Annotated in this window: 8 protein-coding genes, 2 tRNA genes and 1 riboswitch; of the genes, 8 read left to right on the top strand and 2 right to left on the bottom strand. The window is 39.5% G+C overall.

From position 1 onward, the window contains the following. From LfDm3_RS05280 to rpoC, 6 genes are all read left to right on the top strand, one after another. A tRNA-Pro gene (locus tag LfDm3_RS05280) sits at positions 1 to 74 on the top strand. A gap of 35 nt (positions 75 to 109) precedes the next feature. Next, positions 110 to 183 (top strand) — tRNA-Pro (locus LfDm3_RS05275). A gap of 97 nt (positions 184 to 280) precedes the next feature. Beyond that, complete coding sequence (locus LfDm3_RS05270) at positions 281 to 754, top strand: CtsR family transcriptional regulator (RefSeq protein ID WP_010022695.1); 474 nt, start codon at positions 281 to 283, stop codon at positions 752 to 754. 47 nt (positions 755 to 801) lie between these two features. Further along, positions 802 to 3294 carry an ATP-dependent Clp protease ATP-binding subunit gene (locus LfDm3_RS05265; protein WP_039144795.1) on the top strand — a complete coding sequence of 831 codons (2493 nt, stop codon included), beginning with the start codon at positions 802 to 804 and terminating at the stop codon, positions 3292 to 3294. Positions 3295 to 3551: 257 nt separating this feature from the next. Further along, positions 3552 to 7190, top strand: a complete 3639-nt coding sequence (rpoB, locus tag LfDm3_RS05260) for a DNA-directed RNA polymerase subunit beta (protein WP_039144792.1) — start codon at positions 3552 to 3554, stop codon at positions 7188 to 7190. A 17-nt stretch (positions 7191 to 7207) separates the two neighbouring features. Then, a complete protein-coding gene (rpoC, locus tag LfDm3_RS05255) occupies positions 7208 to 10858 on the top strand; it encodes a DNA-directed RNA polymerase subunit beta' (RefSeq protein WP_039144790.1) in 3651 nt (1216 codons plus the stop codon). Positions 10859 to 10919: 61 nt separating this feature from the next. Here rpoC and LfDm3_RS05250 read toward each other — a convergent pair whose 3' ends face one another. Continuing rightward, entirely contained in the window at positions 10920 to 11495 is a 576-nt protein-coding gene (locus LfDm3_RS05250; protein ID WP_039144787.1) for a xanthine phosphoribosyltransferase, read from the bottom strand. A 37-nt stretch (positions 11496 to 11532) separates the two neighbouring features. Further along, a riboswitch (purine riboswitch) is annotated at positions 11533 to 11628 on the bottom strand. A 30-nt stretch (positions 11629 to 11658) separates the two neighbouring features. Next, the gene (locus LfDm3_RS06715; RefSeq protein ID WP_052236622.1) at positions 11659 to 12312 is read right to left on the bottom strand and encodes a prepilin peptidase; all 654 of its coding nucleotides are present in this window, start codon (positions 12310 to 12312) and stop codon (positions 11659 to 11661) included. 182 nt (positions 12313 to 12494) lie between these two features. Between LfDm3_RS06715 and rpsL the strand changes: the two genes are divergently transcribed. Continuing rightward, on the top strand, positions 12495 to 12908 hold the full coding sequence (rpsL, locus tag LfDm3_RS05240) for a 30S ribosomal protein S12 (protein ID WP_010022704.1): 414 nt from the start codon (positions 12495 to 12497) through the stop codon (positions 12906 to 12908). Between the two features lie 36 nt (positions 12909 to 12944). Continuing rightward, positions 12945 to 13415 (top strand): 30S ribosomal protein S7, encoded by a 471-nt coding sequence (rpsG, locus tag LfDm3_RS05235; RefSeq protein ID WP_010022705.1) that lies wholly within the window; start codon positions 12945 to 12947, stop codon positions 13413 to 13415. Positions 13416 to 13467: the final 52 nt, after the last annotated feature.

Genomic DNA, 13467 nt, shown 5'->3' with positions numbered 1-13467 from the left:
CGGGAAGTAGCTCAGCTTGGTAGAGCACCTGGTTTGGGACCAGGGGGTCGCAGGTTCGAATCCTGTCTTCCCGATTTTTATATATACTCACATTTTAATGTTTACGCATCGGGAAATAGCTCAGCTTGGTAGAGCGCCACGTTCGGGACGTGGAGGTCGCAAGTTCGAATCTTGTTTTCCCGATTTTTTTATTACGTTCGTTTACAAGAGCATTTACTTGGAATTTACGATTCTTCTTTGTATAATAATAGTCAACATTAGTCAGAGATGAGATGAGTTTATGGCAAGCCGTAATATATCAGACATTATTGAAGATTATTTAAAGGATATGCTGGGTGACAACGATCAAGAGCGAGTTGAAATTCGTCGGTCAGATATTGCCAATCATTTTGACGTGGTACCATCACAGATCAACTATGTAATCAAAACTCGATTTACCTTGCGAAATGGTTATCTAGTTGAAAGCAAGCGTGGTGGCGGTGGCTATATCAGAATTGAAAAAATCAATTTAATGGATAATTCGGATGTCTTAGATAGTTTGATCGACTCAATTGGTGATGAAATTTCTGAAAAAGATGAAGAATCAATTTTAACCACCTTGTATGCTAATGGAGTTATTACCGAAAAAGAGAAGAACATGATTGCGGCTATATTGAAGAAGGAAGCAATCAGTTTGCCTGATCAAACAATGGAGTATCAGGTTAGAGCGAGCGTTTTGGAGGCTTTACTTTACCGGCTTAAGTATGAGTGTTAGTTTAATTGTGGATTATGATTTGAAGAGAAATGAAGGGAGATTTGCATATGCATAATTTATTTACCCCTAGTGCAAAAAACGTTTTAGTAATTGCCCAAGAACAAGCAAAAAGCTTTCAACACCAAGCTGTTGGAACCGAACACATGTTGTTGGCACTTACAATTGAAAAGAATGGGATTGCTTATCAGACTCTTCAACAACTCGCTGTCAGCGAGGCAGACGTTAGAGAAGAAATTGAGCAGTTAGCTGGATATGGTAACTTGAAGGTCGATGGCAACACTTACTTACCATATTCACCAAAAATGAAGGAAATTCTAGCCTTAGCTGGGAAAATTGCGAAACAATATGGAGCAACTAAGGTGGGCACTGAACATATCTTGCTAGCTTTGACTAGTGATGATGCAATGCTCTCTTCTAGAATTTTAACTAACTTAGGTGTTAGCCCAGAACAAGTTCGGAAAGTAACGATCCGAAAGATGGGAGTTGCAGACACTAACATGGCTTCTGATACTAATTCTAATAATGATTCAGAACAAAGTGATACCCCAACCTTAGATTCACTTGCCCGTGATTTAACCAAAGCTGCTCGTGATAATCAGCTTGATCCAGTTGTGGGACGTACTTCAGAAGTTCGGCGTGTGATCCAAGTCTTGAGTCGGAGAACTAAGAATAACCCGGTTCTAATTGGTGAACCCGGAGTTGGTAAAACTGCCATTGCTGAAGGCTTAGCGGAAAAGATTGTTGGTAAGTCGGTTCCATCTGACATGCAAAACAAACGTGTTATGGAACTTGATATGGGATCATTAGTTGCTGGTACTAAGTATCGTGGCCAATTTGAAGACCGTCTGAAGAAAGTTCTAAAAGAGGTTGAAGATAGTGGAAATGTAATTCTATTTATTGATGAATTGCATACTCTAATTGGTGCTGGTGGTACTGAGGGATCAGTTGATGCCTCAAACATTTTGAAACCATCCCTTGCTCGAGGTCAAGTTCAAGTAATGGGTGCTACCACACTTGATGAATATCAAAAGTACATTGAATCCGATGAAGCTTTGGAACGTCGATTTGCAACGGTTGAAATTGAAGAACCAAGTAAGGATGAGTCTCGTAAGATTCTTAAGGGATTACGTCCTAAGTATGAGGAACATCACCATGTTCAGATTACTGATGATGCCATTAATGCTGCCGTTGATTTATCTAGTCGATACATCAGCAATCGTTATCTACCTGACAAGGCCATTGATCTAATGGATGAAGGTGCTGCTAAGGTTAGACTTGATTCAACTGGTAAAGATGATAAGTTGGCAAATGCTGAGTCTAAGTTAAGTTCCGTTAAGAACGACAAGGACAAAGCAATTGAAGAACAACGTTTTGAAGATGCAGTTTCAATTCGGAAGCAAGAACAGAAATTGCAGAAGGAAATCGCTGATTTAACTCAGAAACAAAGAATTAAAGAAAATGATGCTAACAAGACGCATAATTATCGATTGAAGGAAAATGCTGAAGACATTGCACAGATTGTTTCCGAATGGACTGGAATTCCAGTTACTCATTTGAAACAGTCTGACAAGAAACGTTTGGTAAATCTGGAAAAGATTTTGCACGAACGAGTGGTAGGTCAAGACGAGGCCGTTTCAGCTGTTGCCCGAGCAATTCGTCGTGCAAGAAGTGGACTTAAAGATCCTAATCGTCCAATTGGATCATTTATGTTTCTTGGACCAACTGGAGTTGGGAAGACTGAACTTGCTAAGGACTTAGCTGAAGCAATGTTTGGTTCAGAAGATGACATGATTCGTGTTGACATGAGTGAATTCATGGAGAAGTACTCAACTAGTCGAATGGTTGGATCTGCTCCTGGATACGTTGGATATGACGAAGGTGGTCAACTAACTGAAAAGGTTAGAAAGCATCCTTACTCAGTTGTTTTACTTGATGAAGTTGAGAAGGCTCATCCTGACGTCTTTAACCTGTTACTTCAAGTTCTAGACGATGGATACTTGACTGATGCTAAGGGTCGAAAGGTTGACTTTCGAAATACCGTTATCATTATGACCTCTAACATTGGAGCTACTGAACTTCAGTACAAGAACACCGTTGGATTTGCGGCCGAAAAGTCGGATGACGACTATGCTGCAATGAAGGCTACCATTCAAGATCAGTTGAAGAAATTCTTCAAACCAGAATTCTTGAACCGAATCGATGATACGGTTGTCTTCCATTCCTTGACTAAGTCAGAACTTCACCGTATCGTGAAATTGATGTCGCAAGACTTACTCAATCGAGCTGATGGAATGGGTTACAAAGTTCGGATGACACCTGCTTCCATTGATTTGGTTGCTGAAGTTGGGTACAATCCAACTTATGGTGCACGACCAATTCGGAGAGCACTACAAGATAAGGTGGAAGATCCATTGAGTGAAGATTTACTTGCTGGTAAATTCAAACCTGGTGACCATATCACCATTGGAGCCCATAAGAATAAGATCACGATTAATAAACGTGATGTTAAGAATCCAAAAGAAGAAATTTTAAGTAAATAACGTAAAAAATCCCAGTAAAAATTTACTGGGATTTTTGGTGCATATTCTTTGACATTATCAGGGATTCTTTGTATTATATATAGAGTATGTAACTGGGAATTGAAATGAGTCGTTGCGATCTATTGTCCGTGATGGCGTTTATAAGAACCAAAAGTAAGATTTTAATCTTATTTTTGGATTTTTTTTGCTCAAAAACCTGAAAAATGGTCATTTGTAACAAAAACGTAACATTTCTTTTCGTAGAATTTTAGGGAGAGGTGAATAACTTGGCAGGACACATTGTAAAGTACGGAAAACACAGGACCCGTAGAAGTTATTCCAGAATTAAGAAAGTATTGGATCTTCCAAATTTGATTGAGATTCAAACTAATTCTTATAACTGGTTCTTAGACGAAGGTTTGCGTCAAATGTTTAAAGATATTATGCCAATCGAGGATTTTCAAGGAAAGCTTTCATTAGACTTCGTTGATTATAAACTATTGGAACCTAAGTACACGGTTGATGAAGCACGTGCTCATGAGGCAAATTATTCAGCCCCATTACACGTTACTCTTAAGTTAACGAACCATGAGACTGGTGAAATCAAGACCCAAGATGTTTTCTTTGGTGACTTTCCATTGATGACTGACCAAGGGACTTTCATTATTAATGGTGCTGAACGAGTTATTGTTTCACAATTAGTTCGATCACCTGGTGTTTACTACCACAAGGATCTCGATAAAAATGGTCGTGAAATTTACAGCTCAACTGTAATTCCTAACCGTGGTGCTTGGATGGAATTTGAAACTGATGCTAAGAACATTTCATACGTTCGAATCGATCGGACAAGAAAGATTCCTTTGACTGAATTAGTTCGTGCACTTGGTTTTGGTTCCGATGATGAAATCACTGAGATTTTTGGGAAGACTAACGATAGCCTTTCACTTACCCTTGAAAAAGATGTTCATAAAGATGCTGATGATTCCCGTGTTGAAGAATCATTAAAGGATATTTATGAACGATTGCGTCCTGGTGAACCCAAGACCGCTGAATCAGCAAGAAACTTATTGACTCAAAGATTCTTTGATCCTAAACGTTATGACATGGCTCCCGTTGGTCGTTACAAGACTAACCAAAAGTTAAGCATGAAGACCCGCTTGATGGGATTAGCATTGGCTGAAACCTTAGCTGATCCTGATACTGGTGAAATCATTGCTAACAAGGGTGATGTCATTGATAAGGGACTGATGGAAAAATTGAAGCCATACTTGGCTAAGAAAGATTTCAAGGCTTACACCTTTAATCCATCTGACCAAGCGGTTGTTACTGATCCAGTAACAGTTCAAGTAATTAAAGTATATTCAAACACAGATCCTGATAAGGTCGTTCCTATCATTGGTAATGACAATATCGATCTGGACTACAAACACATTACCCCAGCTGATATCTTAGCTGAAATTAACTACTTCTTTGATCTTCAAGAGGGAATTGGTTCCATTGATGATATTGATCACTTGGGGAACCGTCGTGTTCGTTCAGTTGGTGAATTGCTGCAAAACCAATTTCGAATTGGACTTTCACGAATGGAACGAGTTGTTAGAGAAAGAATGTCAATCCAGGATGCTTCAACTGTAACACCACAACAATTGATCAATATTAGACCAGTGGTTGCTTCAGTTAAGGAATTCTTTGGTTCATCACAACTCTCACAATTCATGGATCAAACTAACCCATTGGGTGAATTAACCCACAAACGTCGTTTATCTGCTTTAGGACCTGGTGGTATCACTAGAGACCGTGCCGGATATGAAGTTCGTGATGTTAATTACACTCACTATGGTCGAATTTGTCCAATTGAAACTCCCGAAGGTCCTAACATTGGACTAATTAACTCACTTTCGAGTTATGCTCGGGTTAACAAGTATGGATTTATCGAAACTCCATACCGTCGTGTTGACTGGACTACTCATAAAGTTACCGATAAGATTGATTATCTGACCGCTAATGACGAAGATAAATACGTTATTGCCCAGGCAAACTCTCCATTAAATGAAGATGCTACTTTCCAAGATGATCAAGTTATGGCACGTGATAAGTCACAATACGTTGAAACTAATTCAAAGAATGTTGACTACATGGACGTTTCACCAAAACAAGTTGTTGCGGTTGCAACGGCATGTATTCCATTCCTAGAAAATGATGATTCTAACCGTGCTTTGATGGGTGCTAACATGCAGCGTCAGGCGGTTCCTTTGATTAGACCACATGCACCACTTGTTGGTACTGGAATGGAATATCAAGCTGCTCATGATTCTGGAGTTGCTAAGATTGCTAAATATCCTGGAACTGTAGAATACGTTGATGCAAGAGAAATTCGAGTACGACGAGATAATGGAACTTTAGATACTTACAAGTTGATGAAGTTCATGCGTTCAAATGGTGGTAAGAACTATAACCAAACCCCAATTGTTAAAGTTGGAGATCACGTTGACGCTGATGAAATTATTGCGGACGGTCCAGCAATGGAAAATGGTGAATTAGCATTGGGTCAAAACCCAACCGTTGCCTTTATGACATGGCAGGGTTATAACTTTGAAGATGCCATTGCTATTTCAGAACGACTCGTTAAAGATGATGCGTACACCTCAATTCATATTGAAGAGTACGAATCAGAAACTAGAGATACTAAACTTGGACCGGAAGAAATGACTCGTGAGATTCCAAATGTTGGTGAAGATGCACTTAAGGATCTTGACGAAGATGGAATTATCAGAGTTGGTGCCGAAGTTCATGACAATGACATTTTGGTTGGTAAGGTAACTCCTAAGGGTGTTACTGAATTATCTTCTGAAGAGAGATTACTTCACGCTATCTTTGGTGAAAAGGCTAGAGAAGTTCGTGATACATCCCTTCGAGTACCTCATGGTGCCGGTGGAATTGTTCAGGACGTTAAGGTCTTTACCAGAGAAAATGGTGACGAATTGAAGCCAGGTGTAAACAAGATGGTTCGAGTTTACATTGCCCAGAAACGTAAGCTTCAAGTTGGTGATAAGATGGCTGGTAAGCATGGTAACAAAGGTACCGTTTCCGTTATCATTCCTGAAGAAGATATGCCTTACATGCCAGATGGTACTCCAATTGACATTTTACTAAGTCCCATGGGTGTTCCATCACGTATGAATATTGGACAGGTGCTTGAAATGCACTTAGGGATGGCTGCTAAGAAGCTTGGTATTCACGTTGCTACTCCTGTATTTGATGGAGCTCGTAGTGAAGACATTACTCAAGCTTTGAAGGAAGCTGGAATGCCTGCTGATGGTAAATCCGTTCTGTATGATGGTAGAACTGGTGAACCATTTGATAAACGAATCGCTGTTGGAGTCATGGGTTACTTGAAACTTAACCATATGGCAGAAGACAAGATTCATGCTAGAGCCATTGGACCTTACTCACTGGTTACTCAACAACCACTTGGTGGTAAAGCTCAATTTGGTGGCCAGCGTTTTGGTGAAATGGAAGTTTGGGCCCTTGAAGCATATGGTGCTGCTCATACCCTACAAGAAATTTTGACTTACAAGTCAGATGATGTTGTAGGACGTGTAAAGACTTATGAAGCCATTGTTAAGGGTGATCCAATTCCAAAGCCTGGTGTTCCTGAATCATTCCGAGTTTTAGTTAAAGAATTACAAGCATTAGGCCTTGATATGAAGGTTCTGGATGCTGATAACAAACAAATCGATTTGCGTGATATGGATGATGACGAAGATGTTGTTAACGTAAACGCATTGAGTAAGTTTGCTCAAAAACAAGATGAAAAAAATGAGAAAGACAAAGAAAAGAAGAATGAGAGTGACAAACAAACTCCAACTTCATCTGACTCTGACTCAAAAAATGATACAAATGACGACAATAAATAATAAAGGAGGGTACGCCAATGGTTGATGTTAATAAATTCAAAAGTATGCAAATTGGTTTAGCTTCACCTGAAACCATCCGGAGTTGGTCATACGGGGAAGTTAAAAAGCCAGAGACAATTAACTATCGAACTCTAAAACCTGAAAAAGACGGTTTGTTTGATGAAAGAATCTTCGGTCCTACTAAGGATTGGAAATGTGCCTGTGGTAAGTACAAAGGTGTCAGATACAAGGGCATCGTTTGTGATCGTTGTGGTGTTGAAGTTACCCGTTCTAAAGTTCGTCGTGAACGAATGGGACACATCGAATTAGCCGCTCCGGTAACCCATATCTGGTACTTCAAAGGTATCCCAAGTCGAATGGGATTAGTTCTTGACATGAGCCCAAGAGCTCTTGAAGAAATCATCTACTTTGCTTCATACGTTGTTACTGATCCAGGTAACACACCAATGGAGAAGAAGCAGTTGCTTTCAGAGCAAGAATACCGTGACAAGAAGCGTGAATATGGCAACCGTTTCCACGCTGAAATTGGTGCGGAAGCGATCAGGACTTTATTAAATGATGTTGATATCGATAAAGAAGTTAAAGAATTAAAGGATACCCTTAAAAAGGCAACTGGCCAAAAGAGAACCCGTGCGGTTCGTCGTTTGGACATTCTTGAAGCATTTGCTACTTCTGGTAATCAATTGTCATGGATGGTTATGGATGCAATTCCAGTTATGCCACCTGATTTACGTCCAATGGTTCAACTTGAAGGTGGTCGTTTTGCCACTTCTGATTTGAATGATTTGTACCGTCGGGTAATTAACCGAAATAATCGTTTGAAACGTTTGTTAGACCTTAATGCTCCTGGCATTATTGTTCAAAACGAAAAACGAATGTTGCAAGAAGCTGTCGATGCCTTGATTGATAATGGTTGTCGTGGTCGTCCTGTTGCTGGTCCTGGTAATCGTCCACTCAAATCTCTTTCTCACTTATTGAAGGGGAAGCAAGGACGATTCAGACAGAACTTGCTTGGTAAACGTGTTGATTATTCAGGTCGTTCAGTTATTGATGTTGGTCCTAATTTGAAGTTAAGCCAAATGGGACTTCCAGTATCAATGGCTCTTGAATTGTTCAAGCCATTTATCATACATGCTTTGGTCCAACGTGGATTGGCTTCAAATATCAAGAATGCTAAACGTCAGATTGAACGTCAAGACGACGCTGTCTTTGAAGTTCTTCCTGATGTAATTAAAGAACATCCGGTTCTTTTGAACCGTGCTCCTACCTTGCATAGACTTGGAATTCAAGCTTTCGAACCCGTCCTAGTTAGTGGTAAGTCAATGCGTTTGCACCCATTAGTTTGTGCTGCATACAATGCTGACTTTGATGGTGACCAGATGGCTATTCACGTTCCTCTATCTGATGAAGCTCAAGCCGAATCAAGATTGTTAATGGCTGCTGCTGGACACATTTTGGCACCCAAGGATGGAAAACCAGTTGTTACTCCTTCACAGGATATGGTAATTGGTAACTACTATCTAACATTTGAGGAAGCAGGTGCCGAAGGCGAAGGAATGATTTTCAACGACCCAGACGAAGTTGAATTAGCATATCGTGATGGAAAAGTTCATTGGCATACCAGAATTGGTATTCCAGCAAGTGCCTTTCCTGATAAGTCATTTACTGACGATCAAAAAGGTAAGATCTTAGTAACTACGGTTGGTAAGGTAATCTTCAATGGAATTTTGCCAAAGGAATTCACTTACCTTAATGAACCAACTTCAACTAACTTGCATGGATACGTTCCTGACAAGTACTTCTTGAAGCCAGGTGAGGATATCCATGAACATTTAAAGAATGCTGAATTGGTTAAACCGTTTAAGAAGGGCTTTCTAAGTGACATCATTGCTGAAGTTTACAGTCAATACCAAGTTACGGAAACTTCTGAACTGCTTGACCGAATTAAAGACTTAGGTTATGACAAATCCACTAAATCTGGTTTAACTGTTGGTATTTCTGACATTACTGATTTGAAAGAAAAACCAGAAATTGTTGCTAATGCTCACAAGAAAGTTGATACCATTACTAAACAATTCCGTCGTGGTTTAATCACTAACCAAGAACGTTACGAACGAGTTGTTAACGTTTGGAACGATGCAAAAGATGAAATTCAAAACAAATTAATGAAAAACTTCGATCCTCAGAACCCAATCTTTATGATGAGTGATTCTGGTGCTCGTGGTAACATTTCTAACTTTACTCAGTTAGCTGGAATGCGTGGTTTGATGGCTTCTCCTAATGGTGAAATCATGGAACTACCAATCACTTCTAACTTTAAGGAAGGACTTTCAGTCTTGGAAATGTTCATTTCAACCCACGGTGCTCGTAAAGGTATGACCGATACGGCTCTTAAGACTGCTAACTCTGGTTACTTGACTCGTCGACTTGTCGATGTTGCTCAAGACGTTATTGTCAGAGAAGAAGACTGTGGAACTGATCGTGGATTGGTTGTTCGTGCCATTACTGAAGGTGACGAAATGATCGAACCATTGTATGACCGAATTCTTGGTCGTAATGCAATGAAGACCGTTAAGAACCCTAAGACTGGTAAAGTAATTGTTAAGAAGAATCAAATGATTGATGAAGACGTCGCACAAGAAATTGTGGACGCTGGCATTGATTCAGTTGAGATTCGTTCGGCATTTACATGTAACACAGCTCACGGTGTTTGTGAGAAGTGTTATGGTCGAAACCTTGCTACTGGTGACGAAGTTGAAGTTGGTGAAGCTGTTGGTACCATTGCCGCTCAATCAATCGGTGAACCTGGTACTCAGTTAACCCTTCGAACTTTCCATACCGGTGGTGTTGCAAGTAGTTCTGATATTACCCAAGGACTTCCTCGTGTTCAAGAAATCATGGAAGCTCGTAATCCTAAAGGTAAAGCAATTATCAGTGAAGTTACTGGTACCGTTGAATTAATTGAAGAAGATCCTGCCGAAGGGATTAAGGAAGTTACCGTTAAAGGTAAGTCCGATACCCGAAAGTACAAGGTTCCAATTAAGGCTCGTATGAGAGTTGCTGAAGGCGATACTGTTCGTCGTGGTGATCCTCTTAATGAAGGTTCAATTGATCCTAAGGAATTGCTTAAAGTTCGTGATGTTTTGTCAACTGAAACTTACTTGTTAACTGCGGTTCAAGAAGTTTATAGAAGACAAGGTGTTGAAGTTAACGATAAGCATGCCGAAATCATGGTACGACAAATGTTACGTAAGGTTCGAGTTATGGACCCAGGTGACACTGATATCTTACCTGGTACTTTGATGGACATTGATGACTTCAAAGACCGTAATAAGGATGCAGTTATTAGTGGTAAAACACCTGCAACTGCTCGTCCAGTCTTGCTTGGAATTACTAAGGCTGCTCTTGAAACTAACAGTTTCTTGTCAGCTGCGTCATTCCAGGAAACCACTCGTGTTCTTACTGATGCCGCAATTCGTGGTAAGGTTGATCCATTAGTTGGTTTGAAGGAAAATGTTATCATTGGTAAGTTATTACCTGCTGGAACTGGTGTTGGAAAATACGAAAACATCGAACCAGAAGAAGAGGGTAAGACTTCTACCAAGGGCGTTACTTCTTTAAGTGATGTTGAAAAAGAAATGCAACAAAAAAATTCTAGTAAAAACTAGATTTTAAACTAAAAGAGCTCATCTTATGATGAGCTCTTTTTTGATACATATTTTGATTGAATTAATCTTTTTTAAACGTGACTTCATTATCATTAAGGGATGCAATCCTCGCCAAGGATTCAAGATGAATTCCATGATTCGTGATCCAGTCAGCACCAGGTTGAAATGATTTTTCAATTACGATTCCAACCCCAACGAGATGAGCTTGAGCAGCTTTTACAATTTTAATCATCCCCTTGGTTGCTTCGCCATTGGCGAGAAAATCATCAATAATTAGAACATTATCATTAGGTGAAATAAATTTCTTTTCGATGAAAATCCGATTTGTTTTTTGCTTGGTGTATGAATATACATCGGCGGAGTAGGCCGCATCATTTAAAGTAGAGGGTTTCTTCTTTCGTGCAAAGATAACCGGGACACCCAATACTAGTCCAGTCATGACCGCTGGTGCAATTCCTGATGATTCTACAGTGATAACCTTAGTGATGTTGTCATCAGCAAAGCGTTTCACAAATTCCTTGCCAATTTCATACATTAAAGTTGGATCAATTTGATGATTTAAAAAGGAATTGACCTTTAAAATGTTGCCAGGTAAGACCTGACCTTTATTTTTGATTGCATCTTCTAATTCTTTCATTAATTATTCTCCCATTCAAAAAGACCCTAGGTACAGTCGTCTAGGGTCTTGTTCTAATAGTTTGGAATTATGGTTCCAAGTAGAGACAGCCGACCCATTACGGCGATATATTAGACTTTTAGTTATTAATGCAATAATAATTGAATTTTATGGTTTTGGCAAACTAGATTAATATGATAAGTAGGGCGGTATAAATGAATGGAACAAACGCGATCACGTGCTTTGTCATTATAAATGAATAGATAATGGCTAGGAGGGATCCAATTAGTATGACGATATTAGTGAGAAGGATGCCGTGAGCAATTGTTAAAATCAAAAATAAATCTAAATCCCCATCTCCGATCAAATGAGCATGTTGATTTATGATTATGAGAATCAAGTAACATAAGATTTCAAGGAAAATGATGGCAAATGACTGCGAAGAAATGGTAACGGCAAGTGCGAGTGAGATGACCGAATAGGGCAATGGAAAGTGATAGGTTAACAAGTCGAAGGTGGCTGAGATTTGAATTAATAAAAGTAAGCATAAGTTTTTGCCATTGCTTAAATTGGTTGGTGGAAATAATGTAAAAGTTAGAGCTGTCGTACATTCAAAGTAGAATAGGTAAAACGGCAAGTGTGCCTTACACTTTCGGCACTTTCCCAGTTGAATCAGATAACTAACGATTGGGATGAGTTCATACCATTTTAAGGTAACTTGACAACGACTACAGTGGGACCGTTCCACGATGAAGCTTTGGTGTGAAATTGTTCGTTCCACCATGACGTTTAAAAGGGAACCAACGATGGATCCCACAACAAACCAGTAAATTAGCATAATAAAACCTCCACCAAAAAGTACGGAAACTAGGAGAAGTCTTGTTGACACGTCTTTTTCTACGTGGTATTCTACTTATTGTGCTTATAAACAACTAAGCGATTTTTTTAACTTCAAAAAAGAACCGCCTGGATGTGTGGACTTAAAAAATATATTATATTAGGAAAGGGAGGACTTTTTAGATGCCTACAATTAATCAATTGGTTCGTAAAGGCCGTAAATCTAGAACTTCTAAATCAAAATCCCCAGCTTTAGGCTTCGGATATAACAGTTACAAAAAGAAAAACACACAAAACCCTGCACCTCAGAAACGTGGAGTTGCAACTCGTGTTGGTACTATGACTCCTAAAAAGCCTAACTCAGCTTTACGTAAGTACGCTCGTGTTAGACTTTCTAACTTGATTGAAGTTACTGCATACATTCCTGGAATTGGACATAACTTGCAAGAGCATAGTGTTGTTTTAATTCGTGGTGGACGTGTTAAGGATTTGCCTGGTGTTAGATATCATGTTGTTCGTGGTGCTTTAGATACTGCGGGTGTAAGTGATCGTCGCCAAGGTCGTTCTAAATACGGTACTAAGAAACCGAAGGAATAGACAATTAATTAAGTTATTATTGAGGAGGACTTTTACATGCCTAGAAAAGGGAAAGTGCAAAAAAGAGAAATCCTTCCTGATCCAATCTACAACTCAAAATTGGTTTCTAAATTAATTAACCATTTGATGTTAGATGGTAAGAGAGGGACTGCATCAGAAATTTTATACGGTGCATTTGACATGATCAAAGATCAAACTGGAAATGACCCAGTTGATGTATTCGAAGAAGCAATGAAGAACGTTATGCCAGTTCTTGAAGTTAAGGCTCGTCGTGTTGGTGGCTCTAACTACCAAGTTCCAATCGAAGTTCGTCCTGATCGAAGAACTACTTTAGGCTTACGTTGGATTGTTAACTATGCAAGACTACGTGGTGAACATACTATGACTGAACGTCTTGCAAAAGAAATCATCGATGCTTCAAATAACACCGGTGCAGCAGTTAAGAAGCGTGAGGATACTCACAAGATGGCCGAAGCTAACCGTGCCTTTGCACATTACCGTTGGTAATCAGCATTTAGCTTTTTTTACTGTTAAAGTGGGTGGCTAAAGTGATTTAGCC

Origin of the sequence: Fructilactobacillus fructivorans (genome assembly GCF_000814735.1) — a bacterium.
GTDB classification, from domain to species: domain Bacteria; phylum Bacillota; class Bacilli; order Lactobacillales; family Lactobacillaceae; genus Fructilactobacillus; species Fructilactobacillus fructivorans.
Note: the sequence above shows the minus strand (reverse complement) of the source record. Positions and strands in the feature narration are given on the sequence as shown.

What these genes read in the sequence shown, in the direction of transcription:
- LfDm3_RS05250 (WP_039144787.1), bottom strand. Translation starts at nt 11,495, where the DNA reads ATGAAAGAATTAGAAGATGCAATCAAAAATAAAGGTCAGGTCTTACCT.
- rpsG (WP_010022705.1), top strand. Translation starts at nt 12,945, where the DNA reads ATGCCTAGAAAAGGGAAAGTGCAAAAAAGAGAAATCCTTCCTGATCCA.
- LfDm3_RS06715 (WP_052236622.1), bottom strand. Translation starts at nt 12,312, where the DNA reads ATGCTAATTTACTGGTTTGTTGTGGGATCCATCGTTGGTTCCCTTTTA.
- LfDm3_RS05270 (WP_010022695.1), top strand. Translation starts at nt 281, where the DNA reads ATGGCAAGCCGTAATATATCAGACATTATTGAAGATTATTTAAAGGAT.
- rpsL (WP_010022704.1), top strand. Translation starts at nt 12,495, where the DNA reads ATGCCTACAATTAATCAATTGGTTCGTAAAGGCCGTAAATCTAGAACT.
- LfDm3_RS05265 (WP_039144795.1), top strand. Translation starts at nt 802, where the DNA reads ATGCATAATTTATTTACCCCTAGTGCAAAAAACGTTTTAGTAATTGCC.
- rpoC (WP_039144790.1), top strand. Translation starts at nt 7,208, where the DNA reads ATGGTTGATGTTAATAAATTCAAAAGTATGCAAATTGGTTTAGCTTCA.